Genomic DNA, 20,599 nt, shown 5'->3' with positions numbered 1-20,599 from the left:
TTTTTAGGGGCATAATATGGGGTATTAGCTCATTTGTAGGAAAAGGAAATCCCCATGACAATCTCTATCACACGTCGTTTTACAACTTCACTTCTTTTGGGTTTAGCTGCTCTGTCAGCAACTTTTTTGGTGGGCTGCTCTAGCGTTAAGTTAGACGATGTTGACGGAGGCTCTAGCAATGGGAACTTTAGTTCGCAGCCTTGGAATGATCCTAAGAGCCCATTATTTGAAAAAAGTGTTTACTTTGGCTTTGATGAATATACCGTCCAGACCAAATACCAAAATATGCTCTCCGCTCACGCTGGCTATCTCAAAGCGCACCCAGAACAGAAAATTATTATTCAAGGCAATACCGACGATCGCGGTACTGCAGAGTACAACTTGGCTCTAGGTCAACGTCGTTCTGATGCAGTTCGCAAAGCCTTAGCGCTCATGGGTGTTCCTGATGCTCAGATGGAAGCTGTGAGTTTTGGTAAAGAGAAACCCAAGGCTGAAGGTGATACTGAATCAGCTTGGGCTGAAAACCGCCGTGCTGACATTGTTTACATCACTAACTAATGATGAAGTTGCATGACTCTTTCAAACAAACGCTCTTACGAGCGTTTTGTTTAAGTAGTGCTGTCATTTGCTTGACTGCCTCTTCTAGCGCTTGGGCGCTCTTCTCTGATGATGAGGCACGTAAAGCAATTTTGGATTTACGCAAGTCGCTCGCAACAACCCAACTTGATTTGCAGGGGCAGATCGAAAAACTCAAGGCTGATAACGCTGAGTTACGAGGCAAGGTCGAAGAGTTAGAAAAGCAAGCGGAAGAAATTGGCAATAGTCAGAAAACTTACTATCAAGACTTAGATAATCGGCTCGGCAACTTTGAGCCTCGCAGCACAACGATTGAGAGTGTGAGCGGCATAGTACAACCGGGCGAGAAAAAAGCTTACGATGAATCCCTCAAGGCGTTTCAGGCAGGCAATCTCAAAAAGGCCGATGATGGCTTTACCGCTTTCACCCGCAAGTATCCGAACAGCCCTTATTTACCCCTCGCACTCTACTGGGGCGGCAATAGTAAATACGCTAATAAGGATTATGCTGGCGCTATCAGTCAACTCCAGACCCTGATTAAAAAATACCCCAACCACCCTCGCATTGCAGCAGCGATGGTCACTCTAGGAAACTGTCAACTCGAGAGCGGTAATAAGGCGGCAGCCAAGAAAACTTTTAGCGACATCATTGCCAAGTATCCCGATACTGATGCGGCTAAAGATGCGCAGCAATTATTAAGCGCGACTAAATAGTTTCTGATCGGCCTCTATGTCTAGCCTTTCTGCTGCTTTTGATCACTTAGCGCCGCGTACTCCGCATGCTCCTGCAGTGATTCTATTTTCGGGTGGTCTAGACTCCACCACCATTCTCGCGCTGGCTAAAGATCTCGGCTACGCGCCCTATGTGCTCTCAGTAAGTTATGGTCAACGTCATTCTTCAGAAGTAGCTGCTGCCAAACTCATTGCTAAGCAGATGGGCGTACTTGCACATGAAGTGGTGCAGTTGGATCTCACGCGCTTTGGTGGATCCGCTTTAACAGACGCTTCAATTGCCCTACCTCTCACCCCAAGCAAGGCCGATGAAATCCCCGTCACCTATGTGCCTGCTCGCAATACGATTTTGCTTTCGCTGGCTCTGAGCTGGGCTGAGGCTTTAGGTGGCTTAGATATTTTCTATGGCGCTAATGCAGTGGATTATTCTGGCTATCCCGATTGTCGCCCAGAGTATGTTGCTGCTTTTGAGAGCATGGCCAACCTCGCCACTAAGGCAGGTGTTGAGGCAAGCAATCATGCCAATCGCTTTCGGGTGCACGCACCGATTATTCAGATGAGTAAAGCAGAAATCATTCACTTAGGCACTACGCTAGGAGTGGATTACTCCCAAACTGTCTCTTGTTATCAAGCTGATGCAGAGGGCCATGCTTGTGGTATCTGTGAATCTTGTCGTCTCAGACAGGCTGGCTTTGCGCAAGCGAAAGTTACAGATCCTACGCGCTATCAAAATAAGTAGCGGGGAAAAGGCCCAAAGATGAAGGATGAGATCTTAGCGCTCTTTTACTTCTAGCATGCGCGCAAGATAGCGCGCAATCAGATCGACTTCTAAATTAACCGCACTACCCACTTGAAGATTTCCCAAAGTAGTATGTTGCAAAGTGTGGGGAATGATATTGATCGAGACAACACAGGCGCTCGCTTCATCCTCAACGAGATTCACAGTCAAAGACACACCATTGACCACAATCGATCCTTTGTAGGCTAAATAAGGGGCAAGGTCTATTGGTGCAGCAATCTTCAACAACCAGGAGCCATAAGCATCATTTGCAAGCGCCGCAAAGTGGGTGACCTCACCAACACCATCAACATGCCCGCTCACTAAATGCCCGCCCAAGCGATCATTAAAGCGCAGGGCCTTCTCTAGATTGACAGAGCCCAGTTGATCCAGGCCTACTGTTTTATTAAGCGACTCTCTTGAGACATCAAAGCCAAACGAATTTGCTGTCTTATCGGTAACCGTCATGCAAGCACCTTGCAAAGCAATACTGTCGCCCAATACAACATCGTCTAAAAAGTGAGCCTCTGAAGAAGAAAGCTCTACACGCAAGTGCAAGCCATCCCCTTTCGGCTTGATATCTGTAATTTGGCCAATGCCAGTGATAATTCCGGTAAACATGGCTGTATTTTATCTTCTGGGTAATTTACTTCAGCAGTTTTTGATAGCGCAAACGAATATCAGGATCAAAGGCAGCCTGATCAATCAGTTGCCAAGCTTGGTGATCTTTTAATGAATGGATTGCAGCAAGGCTGGCCATACCTAAACCCTCCCCCATGAAAAATGGAGCGTAGTAGAGCAAGAGCTCATCGACACAATCTTCACGCAATAAAGAGCCATTTAATTTAGCGCCTGCTTCTACATGAATTTCATTCATGTGGCGCTCTTGGGCAAGGTAAGCAAAGAGTTTAGGTAGATCAACTTTGCCATATGCGTTAGGCATCTCGATCACTTCGACGCCGCGCTCACGTAATGCTTTGGCATGCGCTAATTGCTCGGCTGATTGCAGCCGAGCACAGAAGATGATCACGCCAGACTGCTCAATCCCTCCTAAGAGCTTGGCATTAAGTGGCGTTTCTAGCTTGGAATCCACAATGACTTTCCAGGGCTGTCTTTGCGTTTGAACATCTCGTACATTCAAAGTCGGATTGTCTTCTTTTACTGTACCGCCCCCGGTGAGCACAGCGCAGGCTTGAGCTCGCCAATGATGTCCATCAGCGCGCGCTAGTGCTCCAGTAATCCATTGGCTTGTCCCATTGGGTAAAGCAGTCTTGCCATCAAGAGTGGTAGCAATCTTGAGGCGCACCCAAGGTAAGCCGCGTGTCATCCGAGAAATAAATCCTTTATTTAGCGCTACAGCTTCTGTCTCCATTAGCCCGCTCTGTACTTCAATACCAGCAGCGCGAAGCCGCTCGATTCCTTTGCCAGCAACTAAGGGATTGGGATCAATCATCGCCACAATCACTTTTTGAGGCTTAGCAGCAATCAGCGCATCGACGCAGGGTGGAGTTCTTCCAGTGTGATTGCAAGGCTCTAGGGTGACATATACAGTGGCACCAGCTGGATCAATACTCTGACTATGCGCATCAGCGAGCGCTTGTACTTCAGCGTGAGGACCTCCTACTTGCTGCGTGTGGCCGCGCCCAATCGCCTGTCCATTTTTGACAATGATGCAGCCTACGCGGGGATTTGGATTAGCCAGGTATAAGGCTTTTTGAGCCTCAGCCAAGGCTTCACTCATCCATTGCTGATCCGCTTGGGGGTTAACTTGATTCATGGCTCTATTAAAACCGATTTAGCGACAAGCCTTGGAATCTACCTGAGGATTGCAAATCCGCCAGCGCCCGCCACTGCCCAGAATAAGGTGCCGCTCTATATTTGAGCGTCGCCTATGACTCAAGATCAGGCGATTAGCGACAAAGCCGCCCTGCGCTGTTTTGGCTGCACCAGCGGCATTAAAAATAATTCCTTTTTGAGAAGTGTTCGGACCACTAAATTGCTTACCACCACCCTTAAAGTAAACGGGATCAATTGAGCCCTGCATAAACCAAGCCTTTTTAGAGCCGCTGGACTCGATTACCCATCCGCTATTCCAGTCATTCTCAATACGAGGGGTCATCTGGACAGACTCGCTCAGATACAAAGCCTGCTGCCTAGCAAAGTGGGCATGCTCAATAAAACTCCGGGCGATCCACTCTAGTTGGCGGGTAGCTAAAGAATCCTGAATCAAGGGAATACTAATACACGACATGATGGCAATGATGAGAGTGACAACCATCATCTCAAGTAATGTACTTCCCCGCTCTGTATTTTTTTGCAAGCGCATTAACTTAATCAAATGCCTGTCGCCAGTTCAATCTTTTGAGAACGCCTTGTTGTGAATCAAAAAAGACCAATACTTCGATTTGGGGTTTATCTATAGTCGATATAAACCAATAGTTTTTCTGAAGAAAATGAAAGTCACAATTTGGATGATGATCAGAAGCCCCCAATATAAGATCTGTTTGACAATCCAGAATGATTTTCTCCGCTTGGATAAATTTTTCTTGACTCTGAGACTGAGTTTGAGTCTGAATGAGTTCCAATGCATTCATTTTCTCTAAATACAGAATCAAAGAAGAGAAAGAAAAAATAATCGATAAAATCCAGGCAATGATCATGGCGTGTTGCGAGTCGCAAAATAGCGCTCGAATGTCAGATTAAGTGCATGACCATCGGTCATTTCTAATTGCACCTTAAATAGTCGAGGCCCAGCTAGATTTGGCTTTGGGCCCAGCTCCTCAATACTTAAATAGTTCACGCCATTCATTAATGTTGTATTTTGAATGCGCGCATGACGATCTAAGGATTGGCACATGAGAGATCCGTCGTTAACTTTGACCCCCTTAGCAATACCAGCCTGACGCTCGAGTAAAAAACCTTGTAGTGCTAACTGATTTTTAGTTCGCTCTGGACTCAATGTGTTGCCTAGGCAATCAAAATCAACACCTAAAGATGGTGAGTGCGCAATCTCATGACGAATCACGAGTACATCTGAACGGTTATAACCACGCCCCTTCTGAATCTCGATCCATTGGGGATCTGTTTTTTGTCTAATCTTATTCTCAGCCGATACCCAATTTTGATAACCCGCCATTCGAATCGCTCTACCAATGAGCTCAAAAGCGCGATCTGCTTCATTGGTTAAATGTTGCGTCTTTTGATAGTGCGCCTGTTTGACAACCATTTGTCCACTGCTTTGAATGACTGGGGTAATTAAAATCAGGGAGATTGCCAAACTAATAAGGCATTCCAGCAAACTCATTTAGACTTGGCTTGGGATATTTCAAACTGATTGATTTGCTCCCGAATTTGTACCCGTTTTTCTTGCGACTGAACAAAGCGCAAAGCCATTACTTGATATTGATTGCATAAGCCTACCCATGCTCCTGCAATTAGACTCATCGCTAGCAGTACCTCTAGCAAAATGAAGCCATTGGCTTTAGGGGTGCTAAGGATAGAGAACATAGGCCATTCTCCCAAGGACAGAATCGCCCCGCTACCCTGATAGGACCCCCTGATTGTCAGAAAGACTGGATATTAGGGCAGGACTAAGCAATCAAGGGTCCCTGAGCTTAAAATAGCAGGCTATGTCTATGAAGCTTGCCCCTACAAATGAAATCGTTGCCGACCTACGGGCTGGCAAGATGGTGATCTTGGTTGATGAAGAAGACCGAGAAAACGAAGGTGACCTCGTTCTAGCTGCAGACCATGTCAGTGCAGAAGCAGTGAACTTCATGGCTAAGCATGGGCGGGGCCTGATTTGCTTAACCCTGACCCGGGAACACTGCCAGCAACTTAACCTTCCCTTGATGGTGCGTGATAACGGCACCTCAATGGGCACCAACTTCACGGTCTCAATTGAAGCAGCAACTGGAGTGACAACTGGCATCTCTGCAGCGGATCGCGCACTCACCATCAAAACAGCTGTAGCTAAAAATGCCAAGCCGAATGATCTCGTTCAACCCGGACATATCTTTCCCTTAATGGCCCAACCTGGCGGCGTACTCATTCGGTCTGGTCATACGGAAGCAGGTTGCGATCTGGCTGCGATGGCGGGATGCTCTCCCAGTGCTGTGATTTGCGAAATCATGAAAGATGATGGCAGCATGGCACGCCTACCTGATCTCCTAGAATTTGCCAGAGAACATCAACTAAAGATTGGTAGTATTGCCGATTTAATTCAGTATCGCAGTCAACACGAAAGTATTGTGCTTCGCGAAGGTGAGCGAGAGTTTGTTACCCCCTGGGGCAGCTTTCAGGGAATCATTTACCGCGATACTCCTAGCTCCTCGATTCATATTGCTTTAGTAAAAGGCAAGCCCACCGAATCGGTTGAAACTTTAGTACGCGTTCACGAGCCAGTTACCGTATTGGATTTTCTAGATGGCAATCACAGTAACCACTCTTGGCCACTGGGTAAAGCTCTAGAAACTCTTGCCAATGCTTCTAGCGGTGTTGCCGTTTTGCTCAACGCTGCTGGTATTGCGACACCCAATGATGCTGACTGGCTGTCTCAATTTACCAAGCTTAATCAAACTGCTCATGCTGGCACTCATCCTGCGCTCACTCGTAAAACGGATTTCCGCAGCTATGGCATTGGTGCACAAATTCTGAAAGACTTAGGTGTTGGCAAAATGCGCTTACTATCTAAACCAAATCCTGTCCCCAGCCTATCTGGCTATAAACTAGAAGTTACAGGCTATCTTCCCTTTACCCCTGATCAAAAAGCGTAATTACGATGAACTCATCTACCACCCAATCTGGCGTTCAGGTTTTAGCTGCTGATCTCAATGGGCAAGATTTGCGAGTGGGGATCGTGCAAGCCCGCTTTAATGAAGATCACTGCGAAGCCTTAACCAAAGCCTGTATTGAAGAACTCCTGACCCTTGGTGTTGACCAAGCGGATATTAAATTAGTCACTGTTCCTGGCGCCCTTGAAATTCCCTTTGCCCTGCAAAAACTGGCAGAGACTGGTGAATTTGATGGCTTAGTCGCCTTGGGCGCTGTCATTCGGGGTGAGACATATCATTTCGAACTCGTCTCTAATGAATCGGCTGCAGGCATTACTCGTGTTGGATTAGAGTCGGGCTTACCCATCGCCAATGGCATCCTTACTTGCGATAACGATGCACAAGCCCAAGTTCGTGTTCAGGTCAAAGGCGCAGATTGTGCGAAAGCCGTAGTTGAAATGGCTAACCTTGCCTTGGCTTTAAGCCCCGACCTGGATATCGACTTTCAATCTGGTGAAGAAGAATAATGTCTAAAACAATCACCACCAATAAATTACCGGGCTCTGATAAAGAGAACAAATCGATAACCCCAAAACGCTCTCTTACGCCGCGTCGTCGCGCCCGCGAATATGCACTGCAAGGGGTTTACCAAAGTTTGGTGATGCGCCGTGCTGGCAGTCTACCGAATTCTGTAACGATTACCAAACAGCTTTCGGAAGATCCTGCCTTTCGTCGCTGTCAACTCGAATTATTTCAAGGAATTTTTGAAGGTGTTCTCGAGCGCACCGATGAACTCGAAGCCATTATCACGCCTGCCCTTGACCGCCCTATCAATGAGCTATCACCTGTAGAGCATGCCGCGCTTCTGATTGGCGCTTACGAACTTGCTGCCGATCTTTCTGTTCCCTACAAAGTGGCAATCAACGAAGCCGTTGAGCTCGCCAAGACCTTTGGTGGTACTGATGGTCATAAGTACGTCAACGGTGTCCTAGATCTTTTAGCGCAAAAACTGCGTAGCGCAGAAATTCAAGCCGCTTAATCCATCGGGGGTATCTCATGTCAGCTCAAGATGTTCGCAAGCTACTAAAAGACTCCAGTCTTTTTAGAGAAGAGGCCTTTATTAATGGCCAATGGGCAAGCTCATCACTAAACCAAACCTTTGCAGTCAATAACCCAGCCAACGGCGCAATCATTGCCAATGTTGCCAATCTCACCCCCAGCGATGCTGAGCTAGCGATTGAGGCAGCCAATACAGCGCTGCCAATGTGGCGCAGCAAAACCGGCAAAGAGCGCGCCAATGTCATGCGTAAATGGTTTGATCTCATCATAGCCAACACTGAAGACCTAGCCTTGCTAATGACTTTAGAGCAAGGCAAGCCCTTAATAGAGTCTCGCGGTGAAGTAGCCTACGGTGCCTCATTTATTGAATGGTTTGCTGAAGAAGCAAAACGGGTAGCGGGAACCATTCCTTCGACCACTTGGGGTGACAAACGACTCATGGTTCTTAAGCAAGCCATCGGCGTTTGTGCAGCAATCACCCCTTGGAATTTTCCGATTGCCATGATCACTCGTAAGATTGCCCCTGCCATGGCTGCGGGTTGCAGCATTGTGATCAAACCTGCAGAGCAAACCCCCTTGTCCGCACTTGCACTAGCCGAACTTGCACGCCGTGCCGGAATTCCAAATGGGGTCATTAACGTGATTACGGCTGATGCAGAGCAGTCGATCGCGATCGGTAAAACTTTATGTAGCTCATCGATTGTGCGTCACCTCTCATTTACAGGCTCAACTGAAGTGGGACGTATTCTGATAGCGCAATCTGCCCCAACAGTAAAAAAATTAGCCTTAGAACTGGGTGGCCATGCGCCCTTTATTGTGTTTGAAGATGCCGATATTGATGCGGCAGTCAGTGGTGCAATAGCTTCGAAGTACCGAAATTCTGGTCAAACCTGTGTGTGCGCTAATCGAATTTATGTTCATAAAAAAGTGCATGATGAGTTTCTAGAAAAATTTGCTAAAGCGATTCAGACAATTAAAGTGGGTAATGGTCTTGAAGAAGGTATTTTGCAGGGTCCACTTATTGACCAAGCAGCCCTTGCCAAAGTAGAGCATCATGTTGCTGATGCATTGAGTAAAGGTGCAAAGTTAATTGCAGGCGGCAAGCCATCTGCTCTTGGCGGCACCTATTACGAACCCACTATTTTGGATCATGTGACAAGCGATATGCTGATCACCGTAGAAGAAACTTTTGGTCCAGTTGCACCGATCATGAGTTTTGAAAGTGATGATGAGGTAATTAAGCTTGCAAACCAGAGTCAATATGGTCTGGCCTCATACTTCTACAGTCGTGATATCGGGCGGATCTGGAAAGTCGCTGAAGCCCTGGAATACGGCATTGTTGGTGTGAATAGCGGCATCATCTCTAATGAAGTGGCACCCTTTGGTGGAGTCAAACAATCTGGCTTGGGCCGCGAAGGCAGCATCTTCGGAATGGATGAATACTTAGAACTCAAATACCTTTGTATTGGTCTCTAAGTAAAAGTCTGTTTTTCCGTTGAAGCTTATTAGCTGCGGCCTATTTTTTCTGATACACCAAGTCCCATACGCCGTGCCCCAGCTTTAAACCGCGAGTTTCAAACTTGGTAATCGGTCGATAGCTGGGTCGCTCAACATAAGCAAGATGATGGCTTTCTAACTGGGCTCGGCTCGGTTTAAATTCATTTTCAGCACCGTCCTCTTGCGCAATATCTTCTGGGCCAAAAGTTTCAACGGGCACTGCCGCAACCGAAGTATTGATCAAGGACTGCTCAGCATTAAGCACTAGAAACATTTGCTCGGCATAGTTATGCCAATCAGTGGCCAAATGAACATATCCGCCAGACTTTAAGCGGGATACCAATAGGCGGGTAAATGCTGCCTGAATCAAGCGACGCTTATGGTGCCGCTTCTTGTGCCAAGGATCAGCAAAGTAAATATGAATGCCATCCAAACTCTCAGGCAAAATCATTTTTTCTAGCACCTCTACCGCATCATGCTGAATTAATCGTAAATTGGTGAGGCCCATTTCGCCGATTCGCTTGAGTAAAGCACCGATCCCCGGAGGATGGACTTCAATGGCCAAGAAATCATCCTGACTGCGAAGTTGGGCTATTGCGGCAGTCGTCTCCCCCATGCCAAAGCCAATCTCCAGAATCTTGGGATTGGTGGATCTATTAAAGGCTTTATTGAGATCAAGCTTCTGGTCTTGAAAGGGAATGCAAAATTGAGGGCCAAGCTCATCGATTGCACGTTGCTGCGCTGTTGTTGTTCTTCCAGTGCGAAGGACAAAAGAGCGAATGCGATCGATACGATCAAACTGACGCTCTGGCTTTGCACTCAAATTACGCCAAGACCTTCTTAAAGTAGGCAATAGTCTCTTTGAGGCCATCCTCTAGATTTACTTTAGGCTGCCAGCCCAGCTTGGATTTAGCTAATTCAATATTGGGTTGACGTTGCTTAGGATCATCAGAGGGCAAAGGCTCATAGATGAGCTTAGATTTACTACCTGAGAGTTTCAGAATCGTTTCTGCCAATTGCAACATCGTGAACTCGCCTGGATTACCGATATTGACTGGGCCTGGGAAGCCTGCTTCTGAGTTCATCATTTTGACCATCGCATCAATCAAATCATCAACGTAACAAAAGCTCCGGGTTTGCTGACCATCACCGTAGATCGTAATATCTTTACCTTGCAGGGCTTGCACAATAAAGTTACTCACCACCCGACCATCATTGGGATGCATGCGTGGGCCATAGGTATTAAAGATGCGTACGACTTTAATATCTAACTGATGTTGACGGTAGTAATCAAAAAAGAGGGTCTCGGCGCAGCGCTTGCCTTCATCGTAGCAAGACCGAATACCAATCGGATTAACTCTGCCCCAGTACTCTTCTGGCTGCGGATGCACTTCAGGGTCGCCATAGACTTCACTGGTTGAGGCCTGCAAAATGCGTGCACGCGTTCTTTTGGCCAAGCCCAGCATATTGATTGCACCATGCACACTAGTCTTAGTCGTTTGCACAGGATCATATTGATAATGCACGGGAGATGCCGGACAGGCGAGGTTATAAATCTGATGAGTCTCGACATAGAGTGGGAAGGTCACATCATGGCGCATCACTTCTAACTTCGTATCAGATAGCAAGTGCGCTAAGTTTTGCTTTGTCCCCGTAAAAAAGTTATCTACTACTAAAACTTCATTACCTTCTTTAAGCAGCTTTTCAGTAAGGTGTGAGCCCAAGAAACCTGCGCCACCTGTGATGAGGATTTTTTTCATATATGCCTGTAGGACTAATTTTATTTAGTTATAACGCGATTATCCCAGCCCGCCGAGAGATAGCCATACACTACCTCGCATAACATCAGCAGCATAGAGATCATAAAGGAGGCCATTCCCAATATAAAGCTCCACATCACATAGCCTGTCTTTGGAGTATTGAGAGCGCCAGCCTGGAAGAGGAAGAGCTCCAAAACCGTTAGGGAAATGAATACCCCACTTAAAACATCAAAAAATATTGCCATGGTACAGAGTCGGCCGCGAAACTTTGATTCATCACCCTCTTTTTGCATAAGTCGATAAAGCTGGTCATCAATAACCTGTCCATCTTGTAGCTCTTTATGGATGGCTCTCATCCGGTCTACTGTTCTCGCTAGGCGGGTTGATATGGCATTAAATAAAGTAGACACTGCCGTTAATAAAAATACTGGCGCAAGGGCAAGCTGAATATTATTGGTAATGACATCGATTGAGTTATCCATACTTAAATCCAATCCCTTAATGTGACCAGGCTACTAAGCCGGTATAAGCGCTAATGAGAACAACTAAACCAAATACAATGCGATACCAAGCAAACGGAATGAAGTTATGTCCTGCAACATAATGAATGAGCCAGCGCACGCAGGCAAACGCAGAAATAAAAGCAGCAATAAAGCCAAGCACAATGGCTAAAGTGAAATCTCCCGCACTGCTACCAGCAACTTCTAAAGAAACTGGGGACTTCCAGAGCTTAAGTAACTCATAAGCAGTCGCTCCACCAATTACCGGAATTGCCAAGAAGAAGGAAAACTCTGTTGCCACTGCCCGCGGCAATCCAAAGAGCATACCGCCAATAATAGTGGCCCCCGAGCGTGAAGTGCCTGGTATTAAAGCAGCGCATTGGGCTAGCCCAACCTTGAGCGCATCTAAATGCGAAAGCTCATCAACTGAGTGCAATGGAGATGCGATCGTTTGAGCTGGTCTTTTAGCTTGCAAACGTTCAGCCCAAAAAATGATCAGTGCCCCCACGATGAAGGCAGTAGCAACCGGAATGGGCGCAAAGAGCATTGCCTTAATCTGCTTACCAAAAACCAACCCTAGGCTCATCGCTGGGAAAGAGGCAATGAGGAGATTGACGATAAAACGGCGTGACACCGAACTACTACCGAGAGTAGAAACAACCTTCCAAAGCTTAGCCCGAAACTCCCAGCAAACAGCCAGAATCGCGCCAAACTGAATAATTACTTCAAAAGCCTTGCCCCGCTCGTCATTGAAATTGAGAAGATCTCCAACCAAAATCAGATGGCCTGTACTAGAGATCGGCAAAAACTCAGTGAAGCCTTCAACCACCCCCAAAATGAGTGCTTTAGTCAGTAAAATAAGATCCATAGATGAGATATTAAGCCATTAGCCTGGGCCCTTCTTTTTGAGCCCTAGATTAAGGGAAAATAACTGCTTTGCCCTATTTGAGCTTAAACTTCATGCCATATTTACGCTTTGGAAAAAGATGACTCGCTTTACCTTCGACCACATCGGATTGCGTAAGCTGCTTAGCCGATTTGCTCACCTTATTTTGTTTGCTGGGTCCATCCTTGGGTCTTTGCACGCCTTTGGACAAACTTCTGTCACTGTCGTTACACAAACTGTTCCCACTCAGGCTGCTTCTAAAAATGCCTTACCGATGCCGGTAACCCCGCAGAGTCTTACCGGTCTTGAAGTGCCTCCCAATATGGTGATTGCAAAACCAGCCATTCCTCAGGCGCCTGTTTTATCGAATATTGCTGGGGCAAAAGACGCCAATGTTACGGGTCAAGCAATGGACTTGATCACCCTGTATCAAGAAGCTGCATTTAGTGATCCAGTAATGACAAGCGCTCGCTTTCAGTATGTAGCCAGCCAAGAGCAATATTGGCAAGGCCTTTCGCTTTTATTGCCGCAGGTCAATGCCGCCCCAGGTTGGACGCGCTACTACCAGCATGCTGCGAATAATTCTTCTTTGCAAACCTATCCGGGTAATGCGCGCGTCTTTGGACAAAAGAATTACACCGTTACCTTGACACAACCTTTGATCAACGTGGCTTCTCTAGAACTTTATAAAGTAGCTGATTTGACTACGAAAATTGCTGACCTCCAGTTTTATCAAGCCCAGCAAGATCTGATTATTCGGGTTTCTCAAGCCTACTTTGATGTACTCACTAGCCAAGATAATGTTGTGCTCTATCAAGAAAAAATGAGTCTCATTAAACGACAGCTGGATCAGGCTCAGGCTAAATTTGATGCTGGCTTGGCTACGATTGTGGACGTGAATACTGCACAAGCAAATTACGATCTAGCCAATTCTCAAGAAATTATTTCTCAAGCAGATTTAATTGTGAAGCGCGGAGTCTTGGAGCAACTCGTAGGTCATCCAGTGCCTGCTGTTAAGCCCCTCGCTAAAAATGCCCAACTCGAAGGGGTGGCTAAAGATCCTCGCACCACCTTAAAGAATCCTGTACCAAGTCCTGCTGTCGCCGATAGCGTGAACCCTAAATTACCTGCTGGACAAACGCTCAATGATTGGATCCACCAAGCAGAAAATGCTAACTTCAATGTACTCGCTGGAAAGCTTAACGTGGATGTAGCAGAGGCAACCTATCGTGGCGCACTTGCTGCAAATTATCCAACCCTCAATTTTGGGGCCACGGCAGGCTACAACACGAATAATGGTTCCACTTACAGTACACAGCCATCGCAAACTAATATCTATAACAATACAGTTGGCCTAACTTTAAATATCCCCATTTATTCGGGTGGGTATAACACCTCCGTCATTCGGCAAAATGCCGCACTGTTAGACAAAGCCAAATCGGACTACGATAACTTACGTCGGACCGCTGCTCAAAATGTACGGCAAGCATTCACTGGCTTTTATGGTGGGCTTGCTACAGTGAAGGCTTATGAGGCTGCAGAAAAATCTGGTGTCTCTGCTTTAGAATCAAGCCAACTCGGATTTGAAGTAGGCACTCTGATTAACTTAGACGTATTGGTTGCCCTAGATTCATTAATCACTACGAGAGCCCAGCTCACTCAATCACGCTACTCGACTCTATTAAACGCGATCAAGCTCAAATCGACTGCTGGCACACTATCAGATGAAGATCTGATGGCGATTAACACACTCCTGCGTTAATGCTTCACTGAGTTCTTCAGTAGGTCACGGCTTGCAGCTAGTACTTCTGCAACGCTAGGTGGCGCTTCAATATCACCCACATTTCGAATCCGTTTCGACCAGTAGCCCTCAGTCTTCCAGAGCGGAGAGTCGCAATAGATTTCAACAGTAGGCCGATCTAATACTGCTGCTAAATGGGTCAAGCCCGTATCAACACCAATGGTGAGGTCTGCCCCTTTGATTAATGAGAATGCCTCGTCAATTGAAAATGCAGGAGGCACGAGAGAGTGTGTTACCTCAACAGCTAAAGCTTCACTAATGACTCTCTCTTCAGCGTTACCCCAAGGAAAAACAATCTGATAACCATCTGAAGCTAGAGCCTTTCCTAATGCAACCCAATGTTCTTTTGACCAGCGCTTTGCCGCCCTAGCAGTCGAATGAAAACATAAAATGTAAGGACGATGCAGACCAAATATTTGGCTATTCGGAATTTGCTCAACAAAACTTTGAGGATAAAACTGTGGCTTAGTCTCGCGGGTTACCAGGGGTACATCCATTGCAGAGCACATCACCAAACGCGAGCGATCGACCGCATGGCATTGGGTTGGCACCTGAACTGACTGGCTATAAAAAGTTTTTGCAATAGGCTCATATCCAGAAAACTCGGTAGCGTTTGCTAAACCAGCAACGATTACATGAGGACTTTTACTGGCTAGCGCGCAAACAATGGCTGATTTCAGCAAGCCTTGAGTCTCAATCACAATATCGTAGGTCTGCGCTTGCAAATCTTTTTTGAAGGCAAAGAAGGCCTGCCAGGTCTTTGGGGAGAGAAGCGATCTTTTCCAGGCTCGCAAACCAAAAGGAATAATGCGATCAATCCCCCGAAAACTTGGGCTTGAGAGAAGTGGTTCGAGAAGATTGACGTATCCCTCTTCTACAACCCAATCTATTTGCGCATTGGGATATTGAGATCGTAAATCCCAAACAATGGGTAAGTTGTGGAGAACATCCCCAAGTGAGGATAACTTTACCAATAAGATTTTTGGAGTGCCCATCAAATCATTATCTTATGTTTTGACTGAGGTTTAGGCTGGACCTAAAACTTAGGGGCTATATCCCAAGCTAAACCTGCGCTATCTTTGGTATTCATATTGGGTGCGATGCCTTGAGGTAAAGGCCACTGAATTGCTAAATGGGGATCATTCCAGGCCAAACAGGCTTCACTTTGCGGGTGGTAATAGTCTGTCGTTTTATACAAAAACTCAGCGGTTTCAGAGAGCACTAAAAAGCCGTGAGCCAGACCAGCAGGCATCCACATTTGCTTATAGTTCTCAGCGCTAAGCTCTACTCCAACCCACTTCCCGTAAGTAGGTGAATTTTTCCGAATATCCACCGCCACATCAAAAACGCTTCCTGCCACGACCCTGACCAATTTACCTTGGGATTTTTCCATCTGATAATGCAAGCCCCGCAAGGTCCACTGGCGGGAGAAGGAGTGATTATCCTGAACAAAGTCAACATTGAGTCCTGTAGCTTCTGCAAAGTCATTTGCATTAAATGACTCAGTGAACCAGCCTCGCTCATCACCAAATACTTTGGGCTCTATCACTAATACATCATGTATTGCCGTTGTAGTTACTTGAATTTTTCCACTGCCAGCCATCACAGTGCTTTCTTATTTGATAAGCTCATGGGCTGCGATGAGGTGTTGAGTTCATTCAAAATCTTACTCAAGTATTGGCCATAACTATTTTTACTCAGCTGCGCTGCCACTTTTTCAACAGTAGCTGCAGTAATCCATCCTTGGCGGTAGGCAATTTCTTCTGGGCAAGCCACCATTAGACCTTGGCGCTTTTGTAAGGTTGCGATAAATCCTGCCGCATCTAGCAAGGAATCATGCGTCCCAGTATCGAGCCATGCAAACCCTCGCCCCATGATCTCTACGCTCAGCTGCTGCTTTTCTAAATAGACCCGATTGACATCGGTGATTTCTAATTCTCCACGCGCACTGGGCTTGATTGCTGCAGCAATATCACAGACTTGATTATCATAAAAATAGAGCCCGGTAACTGCATAACTACTTCTGGGTTTCAAAGGCTTCTCTTCAATCGATAGGGCTTTATAAGATTGATCAAACTCGACCACACCATAACGCTCAGGATCGTTCACGTGATAAGCAAACACGGTTGCGCCACTTGCACGCTTATTCGCACTATCTAACTGATCTACTAGTTCATGGCCATAAAAAATGTTATCGCCCAGCACTAATGCGCTGGGGTGGCCATTAATGAAGTTCTTGCCCAAGGTAAATGCCTGCGCCAAACCGTCGGGTGATGGTTGTACACAATATTCAATATTGAGGCCCCATTGAGAGCCGTCGCCCAATAATTCATTAAAACGGGGAGTATCTTGAGGCGTGGAAATTAACAAGATGTCCCGAATCCCGGCCAACATCAGAGTACTAAGCGGGTAGTACACCATGGGCTTGTCATACACCGGCATGAGCTGTTTAGATACTGCCTGGGTCACTGGATACAAACGTGTACCAGAGCCCCCCGCCAGAATGATGCCTTTACGTTTTAAGCCCATTACCTATCCTTCACAAATCCATTGAATTACTTCGCACTTAAATCCTTGACGTACTTTTGTACCATCTTGCGCCAATCAGGAAAAGCGCTAATTTGAGCTGTTTCATTATAAGAGCTTGAATCATTGGGATTTTTGGCAGCCAGGACGGCGCGCAATTTTTGGGTTCCCATCCTCGAGTTTTGGGGTCTAGGAGCTGGCAATGGGTAAGCTGTCGCAGGAATAGGCTGGATTGCTTCTGGCTTTAACTTGAGGGTCTCGCCAGCCTCTATAGCAGAGTCAATCACTTGACAGGCCAGACCATACCAAGTGATCTCACCGGATGGGACGGCGTGGTAAATGCCGGATGGGAAGGTCTTGATCTGAGAATCAGAATCCAAGCAAAGCTCCAGGCTAATACAGGCCAACCAATTAGCATAAGTAGGAACACCATACTGATCATTAATCACTTTGAGTTCTTCGCGCTCTTTAGCTAAGCGCAGAATCGTACGGATGAAATTACTACCATCACCGTACACCCAACTGGTTCGCAAAATAGCATATTGCCCTAACTTACTTTTCTCAAACGCTTTTTGAATGGCTACTTCACCAGCGCGCTTACTCTTGCCATAGACTCCTAGGGGATTGCAGACATCATCCTCGAGATAAAAATCGGATTTACTGCCATCAAATACGTAATCCGTTGAGTAATGGATAAAAGTAGCGTCGTGTTGCGTCGCATATTTCGCCATCAACTCAGGAGCGCTGGCATTGACCGCATAAGCTGACTCGGTTTCAGTCTCAGCCTTGTCAACTGCAGTGTAAGCGGCTGCATTAATAATAAGTTTGGCTTGAGACTGTTTTAATACTCGAGCAATTTCTTCAGGATCGCCAAGGTCGCATTCAGTGCGAGTCACATAAAGCACATTTAAATTTTTATGCTCTCTCAGTAAAGCATGGAATGCTTTGCCTAACTGGCCTGCTGCTCCGAATACGAGAACGTTCATCAATTATTGATATTGTTTTTGTAGCCAGTCGCGATAAGAGCCGCTTACTACACCCTCAACCCATACTGGATTATCTAAATACCACTGGACTGTTTTCCGAATACCAGAATCAAAGGTTTCTGCAGGACGCCAACCTAAGTCACGCTCAATTTTGGAAGCATCAATGGCATAGCGACGATCATGACCTGGACGGTCTTTGACGAAAGTAATTTGCTCAGCATAAGGCTTGGAATCTAATCTAGGCTTTAGCTCATCAAGAATATGGCAGATGGTTTTTACCACCTCAATATTAGGCTTCTCATTCCAGCCACCAATGTTATAGGTCTCACCCAATTTGCCCTTGATTAAAACCTCGCGGATTGCTGAACAATGATCACCTACATACAACCAGTCTCGAATTTGTTGACCATCACCGTAAATTGGCAGGGGCTTACCTGCAAGTGCGTTGAGGATTGCTAGAGGAATTAATTTTTCAGGAAAGTGATAAGGACCGTAATTATTCGAGCAATTGGTAGTCACCACTGGGAAGCCATAGGTATGAAACCAAGCACGTACTAAGTGGTCTGAGGCTGCTTTGGAGGCTGAGTAAGGACTATTTGGCTCGTAGGGGTTTGTTTCAGTGAATGCGGGATCAGCCAGTGAAAGCGACCCGTAAACTTCATCAGTCGAAACATGGTGAAAACGAAATTGCTTTTGAGTAGATTCGTCCATCTTATTCCAATATTCACGCGCACACTCCAGAAGATTAAATGTGCCCAAGATATTAGTCTGAATGAACTCTGCTGGACCATGAATGGAGCGATCCACATGACTCTCAGCAGCGAAATTAATAATGGCCCGTGGCTGATAATCATTAAGTAGTTTGCTTACTAGTTCTTTATTGCCTATATCGCCACGAACAAAAACATGACCAGAATCCTCTTTTAAGGAGTCAAGTGTTGCCAAATTACCAGCATAGGTTAACTTATCGAGGTTGATTACACCTTCAGAGCCTGTATTGGCAAGCCAATCCAGCACGAAATTACCCCCAATAAAGCCTGCACCGCCAGTAACTAGAATCATAAAAATCTCGTTGATTACGTTTTCTATGGATTATGATTTGAGAGCCATACAAATCAATTAATTTAAGCAAGTATAAAAGGTTTTCAGGAGCCCATGACCATTACATTCGAAACCAAAGTTTGGGAAGGTGACTGGGAAATCATGCTGAAGACGGATCGCATCAAAACCATGATCAATCGATGCTATCACCACTTTGATGAAAAGATACTCTACGTCAATAATGTCAAAGATTATAAAAAAGTAGAGTCATCAATTCGGCCACTCATAGATGAAGGGATACTGAGCAAATACATCATTGTGGCTGAATACGTGGATGAAGCTCTTCGCCACTTCTCACTAAGCCCTGAAAAATTAGGCAAGGGCTATTACTACTCCATCGCTGAATTGGTTTCAATTTACCTGACTCAAACAAAGTACTTGCTCCATTTTTCTGGAGACTCGATAGTCTCTCCGTGGGCTTCAAGAAATTGGCTCAATGCTGGCATTGCCGCCTTAGAAAAAAACCAGCAGATAAAAATTTTTACGCTAACCTGGAACTATCGATACAAAGAAGCTAAAAAAGATTCTCAATATTGTGATCGGGAAAATGTCTACGGTCATAACTTTTCTGATCAGATGTACTTAATCAAGACGGAAGACTTTAAGAATCCAATTTATAATGAATATCACCCCGAATCGGAAGTCTTTCCAAGCTATGGTGGTGAGTTATTTGAAAAAAGGGTGTATTCCTGGATGCGGCAACATAACTACCTGAGAGCAGCTTATCGTCATGGTAGTTATTTGCATCGCAACTATCCAAAGGAAGCATGGAAACAAAAACTTTCTATTGCACTAAATTCACCTAATTTATTTAAACAATAAAGCAGCTATGCGAAAAATTATCCTATTTAGAATTAGCAGCAAGGGTTACCCAAAGGTGAAGGTTGATGGTATTAATAAGTATGATTCTCTAAAAAATCTTCAGAAAATATTTAAAAACTGGGAATGGATCTGCGTCGCAGATAACTGCGATGATCAACTCCTCAATAATCTCAAATCCCAGTTCTCATTTGACCAACTAATTGAAACCCAGTTAGGTAACCCTGGCTCGTTCTGGAAGCTTTATGAGACAGCGCTTAGTTTTATCAAAGATGAGGATATTGTTTATTTTGCGGAAGATGATTACCTTCATCTACCTGAGGCGCCATCCGCAATCATTGAAGGGCTGCAATATTTTGACTATGTAACGCTATACGATCACCCAGATAAATATAAAAATCATACTGGCCCTGTAAATCCTTATACCAAATTGACTGCTTATTCAGAGCCGACGGAAGTGGTAGAAGGAGAGACGGCCGTATGGAGAACCTCAAACTCTACAACTATGACATTTGCGGTCACCGGTAAGACACTAAAAGCCGATAAAGATATTTGGTCAATTACCAAGACAGCCAAAAAAGATTTTGATTTTGATAACTTCTGCGTTCTGACAAAACAACCAACTATTCTCAAATCCCGATTTATTAGGCAAATACCAAGAAAGTTGCAATTTTGGATTAAACCAAGACGCTATTTAGGCGTCTGTATTCCAGGACTTTCATTACACCTTGAGCAGGCTTACCTTAAACCTAGTGATGAAAAACGATTCCTAAAGCAACTCATTGGTACCAAAAGTTAAGAATCAGA

Annotated in this window: 25 protein-coding genes; 10 read left to right on the top strand and 15 right to left on the bottom strand. The window is 45.6% G+C overall.

What is annotated here, in order from left to right:
- Positions 1 to 54: 54 nt before the first annotated feature.
- The 3 genes from pal to queC are packed head-to-tail and all read left to right on the top strand — an operon-like array spanning position 55 to position 2,046.
- Positions 55 to 558, top strand: coding sequence for a peptidoglycan-associated lipoprotein Pal (gene pal, locus Pas1_RS01465; protein ID WP_112208814.1), 504 nt, complete (start codon positions 55 to 57; stop codon positions 556 to 558).
- Positions 558 to 1,289, top strand: coding sequence for a tol-pal system protein YbgF (ybgF, locus tag Pas1_RS01460; protein ID WP_112294276.1), 732 nt, complete (start codon positions 558 to 560; stop codon positions 1,287 to 1,289). Before pal ends, ybgF begins: the two co-directional genes overlap by 1 nt.
- A 16-nt stretch (positions 1,290 to 1,305) precedes the next feature.
- On the top strand, positions 1,306 to 2,046 hold the full coding sequence (gene queC, locus Pas1_RS01455) for a 7-cyano-7-deazaguanine synthase QueC (protein ID WP_112294275.1): 741 nt from the start codon (positions 1,306 to 1,308) through the stop codon (positions 2,044 to 2,046).
- A 33-nt stretch (positions 2,047 to 2,079) separates the two neighbouring features.
- Here the strand turns inward: queC and Pas1_RS01450 are convergent, their stop codons facing one another.
- From Pas1_RS01450 to Pas1_RS01425, 6 genes are all read right to left on the bottom strand, one after another.
- Positions 2,080 to 2,706 (bottom strand): riboflavin synthase, encoded by a 627-nt coding sequence (locus Pas1_RS01450; protein WP_112203007.1) that lies wholly within the window; start codon positions 2,704 to 2,706, stop codon positions 2,080 to 2,082.
- A 25-nt stretch (positions 2,707 to 2,731) separates the two neighbouring features.
- Positions 2,732 to 3,862 carry a bifunctional diaminohydroxyphosphoribosylaminopyrimidine deaminase/5-amino-6-(5-phosphoribosylamino)uracil reductase RibD gene (gene ribD, locus Pas1_RS01445; RefSeq protein WP_225971629.1) on the bottom strand — a complete coding sequence of 377 codons (1,131 nt, stop codon included), beginning with the start codon at positions 3,860 to 3,862 and terminating at the stop codon, positions 2,732 to 2,734.
- Positions 3,863 to 3,880: 18 nt separating this feature from the next.
- Complete coding sequence (locus Pas1_RS01440) at positions 3,881 to 4,411, bottom strand: pilus assembly FimT family protein (protein ID WP_112295139.1); 531 nt, start codon at positions 4,409 to 4,411, stop codon at positions 3,881 to 3,883.
- A gap of 4 nt (positions 4,412 to 4,415) precedes the next feature.
- Positions 4,416 to 4,679: a hypothetical protein gene (locus Pas1_RS01435; protein ID WP_133256436.1), complete on the bottom strand. Its 264-nt coding sequence runs from the start codon at positions 4,677 to 4,679 to the stop codon at positions 4,416 to 4,418.
- A 62-nt stretch (positions 4,680 to 4,741) separates the two neighbouring features.
- Positions 4,742 to 5,389: a PilW family protein gene (locus tag Pas1_RS01430; RefSeq protein WP_112294273.1), complete on the bottom strand. Its 648-nt coding sequence runs from the start codon at positions 5,387 to 5,389 to the stop codon at positions 4,742 to 4,744.
- Positions 5,386 to 5,592 (bottom strand): type IV pilus modification PilV family protein, encoded by a 207-nt coding sequence (locus tag Pas1_RS01425; protein WP_112203001.1) that lies wholly within the window; start codon positions 5,590 to 5,592, stop codon positions 5,386 to 5,388. Before Pas1_RS01425 ends, Pas1_RS01430 begins: the two co-directional genes overlap by 4 nt.
- Positions 5,593 to 5,720: 128 nt before the next feature.
- Between Pas1_RS01425 and ribBA the strand changes: the two genes are divergently transcribed.
- Genes ribBA through Pas1_RS01405 form a run of 4 tightly spaced genes read left to right on the top strand, consistent with a single transcriptional unit; the run spans position 5,721 to position 9,392 of the window.
- Positions 5,721 to 6,860 (top strand): bifunctional 3,4-dihydroxy-2-butanone-4-phosphate synthase/GTP cyclohydrolase II, encoded by a 1,140-nt coding sequence (gene ribBA, locus Pas1_RS01420; RefSeq protein ID WP_112294272.1) that lies wholly within the window; start codon positions 5,721 to 5,723, stop codon positions 6,858 to 6,860.
- A 5-nt stretch (positions 6,861 to 6,865) separates the two neighbouring features.
- On the top strand, positions 6,866 to 7,384 hold the full coding sequence (gene ribH, locus Pas1_RS01415) for a 6,7-dimethyl-8-ribityllumazine synthase (protein ID WP_112294271.1): 519 nt from the start codon (positions 6,866 to 6,868) through the stop codon (positions 7,382 to 7,384).
- On the top strand, positions 7,384 to 7,896 hold the full coding sequence (nusB, locus tag Pas1_RS01410; protein WP_112208808.1) for a transcription antitermination factor NusB: 513 nt from the start codon (positions 7,384 to 7,386) through the stop codon (positions 7,894 to 7,896). The genes ribH and nusB overlap by 1 nt, the downstream gene beginning before the upstream one ends.
- 17 nt (positions 7,897 to 7,913) lie before the next feature.
- A complete protein-coding gene (locus Pas1_RS01405; RefSeq protein WP_112294270.1) occupies positions 7,914 to 9,392 on the top strand; it encodes an NAD-dependent succinate-semialdehyde dehydrogenase in 1,479 nt (492 codons plus the stop codon).
- 40 nt (positions 9,393 to 9,432) lie between these two features.
- On the opposite strand, the gene trmB is transcribed toward Pas1_RS01405, so the two are convergent.
- The 4 genes from trmB to Pas1_RS01385 are packed head-to-tail and all read right to left on the bottom strand — an operon-like array spanning position 9,433 to position 12,541.
- Complete coding sequence (gene trmB / locus Pas1_RS01400) at positions 9,433 to 10,284, bottom strand: tRNA (guanosine(46)-N7)-methyltransferase TrmB (protein ID WP_112294269.1); 852 nt, start codon at positions 10,282 to 10,284, stop codon at positions 9,433 to 9,435.
- Positions 10,238 to 11,173 carry a UDP-glucuronic acid decarboxylase family protein gene (locus Pas1_RS01395; protein ID WP_112202990.1) on the bottom strand — a complete coding sequence of 312 codons (936 nt, stop codon included), beginning with the start codon at positions 11,171 to 11,173 and terminating at the stop codon, positions 10,238 to 10,240. The genes trmB and Pas1_RS01395 overlap by 47 nt, the downstream gene beginning before the upstream one ends.
- A gap of 20 nt (positions 11,174 to 11,193) precedes the next feature.
- Complete coding sequence (locus Pas1_RS01390; protein ID WP_112202988.1) at positions 11,194 to 11,655, bottom strand: DUF2721 domain-containing protein; 462 nt, start codon at positions 11,653 to 11,655, stop codon at positions 11,194 to 11,196.
- Between the two features lie 16 nt (positions 11,656 to 11,671).
- A complete protein-coding gene (locus Pas1_RS01385; protein ID WP_112202986.1) occupies positions 11,672 to 12,541 on the bottom strand; it encodes an undecaprenyl-diphosphate phosphatase in 870 nt (289 codons plus the stop codon).
- Between the two features lie 118 nt (positions 12,542 to 12,659).
- Here Pas1_RS01385 and Pas1_RS01380 point away from each other — a divergent pair, with 118 nt between their 5' ends.
- Complete coding sequence (locus Pas1_RS01380; protein WP_112294268.1) at positions 12,660 to 14,321, top strand: TolC family protein; 1,662 nt, start codon at positions 12,660 to 12,662, stop codon at positions 14,319 to 14,321.
- Here the strand turns inward: Pas1_RS01380 and waaC are convergent.
- Genes waaC through rfbB form a run of 5 tightly spaced genes read right to left on the bottom strand, consistent with a single transcriptional unit; the run spans position 14,318 to position 18,934 of the window.
- Positions 14,318 to 15,355: a lipopolysaccharide heptosyltransferase I gene (gene waaC, locus Pas1_RS01375; RefSeq protein WP_112294267.1), complete on the bottom strand. Its 1,038-nt coding sequence runs from the start codon at positions 15,353 to 15,355 to the stop codon at positions 14,318 to 14,320. The genes Pas1_RS01380 and waaC overlap by 4 nt on opposite strands.
- Before the next feature lie 41 nt (positions 15,356 to 15,396).
- Positions 15,397 to 15,963: a dTDP-4-dehydrorhamnose 3,5-epimerase gene (rfbC, locus tag Pas1_RS01370; RefSeq protein ID WP_215276885.1), complete on the bottom strand. Its 567-nt coding sequence runs from the start codon at positions 15,961 to 15,963 to the stop codon at positions 15,397 to 15,399.
- Positions 15,963 to 16,889 carry a glucose-1-phosphate thymidylyltransferase RfbA gene (gene rfbA, locus Pas1_RS01365; RefSeq protein WP_112202980.1) on the bottom strand — a complete coding sequence of 309 codons (927 nt, stop codon included), beginning with the start codon at positions 16,887 to 16,889 and terminating at the stop codon, positions 15,963 to 15,965. The genes rfbC and rfbA overlap by 1 nt, the downstream gene beginning before the upstream one ends.
- Positions 16,890 to 16,915: 26 nt before the next feature.
- Positions 16,916 to 17,872 (bottom strand): dTDP-4-dehydrorhamnose reductase, encoded by a 957-nt coding sequence (gene rfbD, locus Pas1_RS01360; protein WP_112294266.1) that lies wholly within the window; start codon positions 17,870 to 17,872, stop codon positions 16,916 to 16,918.
- 3 nt (positions 17,873 to 17,875) lie between these two features.
- The gene (rfbB, locus tag Pas1_RS01355) at positions 17,876 to 18,934 is read right to left on the bottom strand and encodes a dTDP-glucose 4,6-dehydratase (RefSeq protein WP_112294265.1); all 1,059 of its coding nucleotides are present in this window, start codon (positions 18,932 to 18,934) and stop codon (positions 17,876 to 17,878) included.
- Positions 18,935 to 19,027: 93 nt separating this feature from the next.
- Here rfbB and Pas1_RS01350 point away from each other — a divergent pair, with 93 nt between their 5' ends.
- Together Pas1_RS01350 and Pas1_RS01345 are read left to right on the top strand one after the other, a co-directional pair.
- Positions 19,028 to 19,795, top strand: a complete 768-nt coding sequence (locus Pas1_RS01350) for a hypothetical protein (RefSeq protein ID WP_112294264.1) — start codon at positions 19,028 to 19,030, stop codon at positions 19,793 to 19,795.
- A gap of 7 nt (positions 19,796 to 19,802) precedes the next feature.
- Positions 19,803 to 20,591: a hypothetical protein gene (locus Pas1_RS01345; protein WP_112294263.1), complete on the top strand. Its 789-nt coding sequence runs from the start codon at positions 19,803 to 19,805 to the stop codon at positions 20,589 to 20,591.
- The last annotated feature ends 8 nt before the right edge of the window (positions 20,592 to 20,599 follow it).

The sequence above is a fragment of the Polynucleobacter paneuropaeus genome (genome assembly GCF_003261235.1).
GTDB classification, from domain to species: domain Bacteria; phylum Pseudomonadota; class Gammaproteobacteria; order Burkholderiales; family Burkholderiaceae; genus Polynucleobacter; species Polynucleobacter paneuropaeus.
The sequence above is the reverse complement of the archived record's forward strand: the minus strand, read 5'-3'. Positions and strand labels throughout refer to the sequence as shown.

Excerpts from the sequence above, each read along its gene's own strand:
- ybgF (WP_112294276.1), top strand. The coding sequence starts at position 558 with ATGATGAAGTTGCATGACTCTTTCAAACAAACGCTCTTACGAGCGTTT.
- rfbB (WP_112294265.1), bottom strand. The coding sequence starts at position 18,934 with ATGATTCTAGTTACTGGCGGTGCAGGCTTTATTGGGGGTAATTTCGTG.
- queC (WP_112294275.1), top strand. The coding sequence starts at position 1,306 with ATGTCTAGCCTTTCTGCTGCTTTTGATCACTTAGCGCCGCGTACTCCG.
- trmB (WP_112294269.1), bottom strand. The coding sequence starts at position 10,284 with ATGGCCTCAAAGAGACTATTGCCTACTTTAAGAAGGTCTTGGCGTAAT.
- ribH (WP_112294271.1), top strand. The coding sequence starts at position 6,866 with ATGAACTCATCTACCACCCAATCTGGCGTTCAGGTTTTAGCTGCTGAT.
- ribD (WP_225971629.1), bottom strand. The coding sequence starts at position 3,862 with ATGAATCAAGTTAACCCCCAAGCGGATCAGCAATGGATGAGTGAAGCC.
- Pas1_RS01395 (WP_112202990.1), bottom strand. The coding sequence starts at position 11,173 with ATGAAAAAAATCCTCATCACAGGTGGCGCAGGTTTCTTGGGCTCACAC.
- pal (WP_112208814.1), top strand. The coding sequence starts at position 55 with ATGACAATCTCTATCACACGTCGTTTTACAACTTCACTTCTTTTGGGT.
- Pas1_RS01430 (WP_112294273.1), bottom strand. The coding sequence starts at position 5,389 with ATGAGTTTGCTGGAATGCCTTATTAGTTTGGCAATCTCCCTGATTTTA.
- rfbD (WP_112294266.1), bottom strand. The coding sequence starts at position 17,872 with ATGAACGTTCTCGTATTCGGAGCAGCAGGCCAGTTAGGCAAAGCATTC.
- Pas1_RS01350 (WP_112294264.1), top strand. The coding sequence starts at position 19,028 with ATGACCATTACATTCGAAACCAAAGTTTGGGAAGGTGACTGGGAAATC.
- Pas1_RS01380 (WP_112294268.1), top strand. The coding sequence starts at position 12,660 with ATGACTCGCTTTACCTTCGACCACATCGGATTGCGTAAGCTGCTTAGC.
- waaC (WP_112294267.1), bottom strand. The coding sequence starts at position 15,355 with ATGGGCACTCCAAAAATCTTATTGGTAAAGTTATCCTCACTTGGGGAT.
- Pas1_RS01435 (WP_133256436.1), bottom strand. The coding sequence starts at position 4,679 with ATGAATGCATTGGAACTCATTCAGACTCAAACTCAGTCTCAGAGTCAA.
- Pas1_RS01405 (WP_112294270.1), top strand. The coding sequence starts at position 7,914 with ATGTCAGCTCAAGATGTTCGCAAGCTACTAAAAGACTCCAGTCTTTTT.
- nusB (WP_112208808.1), top strand. The coding sequence starts at position 7,384 with ATGTCTAAAACAATCACCACCAATAAATTACCGGGCTCTGATAAAGAG.
- Pas1_RS01345 (WP_112294263.1), top strand. The coding sequence starts at position 19,803 with ATGCGAAAAATTATCCTATTTAGAATTAGCAGCAAGGGTTACCCAAAG.
- Pas1_RS01450 (WP_112203007.1), bottom strand. The coding sequence starts at position 2,706 with ATGTTTACCGGAATTATCACTGGCATTGGCCAAATTACAGATATCAAG.
- Pas1_RS01390 (WP_112202988.1), bottom strand. The coding sequence starts at position 11,655 with ATGGATAACTCAATCGATGTCATTACCAATAATATTCAGCTTGCCCTT.
- rfbC (WP_215276885.1), bottom strand. The coding sequence starts at position 15,963 with ATGGCTGGCAGTGGAAAAATTCAAGTAACTACAACGGCAATACATGAT.
- Pas1_RS01440 (WP_112295139.1), bottom strand. The coding sequence starts at position 4,411 with ATGCGCTTGCAAAAAAATACAGAGCGGGGAAGTACATTACTTGAGATG.
- ribBA (WP_112294272.1), top strand. The coding sequence starts at position 5,721 with ATGAAGCTTGCCCCTACAAATGAAATCGTTGCCGACCTACGGGCTGGC.
- Pas1_RS01385 (WP_112202986.1), bottom strand. The coding sequence starts at position 12,541 with ATGGATCTTATTTTACTGACTAAAGCACTCATTTTGGGGGTGGTTGAA.
- Pas1_RS01425 (WP_112203001.1), bottom strand. The coding sequence starts at position 5,592 with ATGTTCTCTATCCTTAGCACCCCTAAAGCCAATGGCTTCATTTTGCTA.
- rfbA (WP_112202980.1), bottom strand. The coding sequence starts at position 16,889 with ATGGGCTTAAAACGTAAAGGCATCATTCTGGCGGGGGGCTCTGGTACA.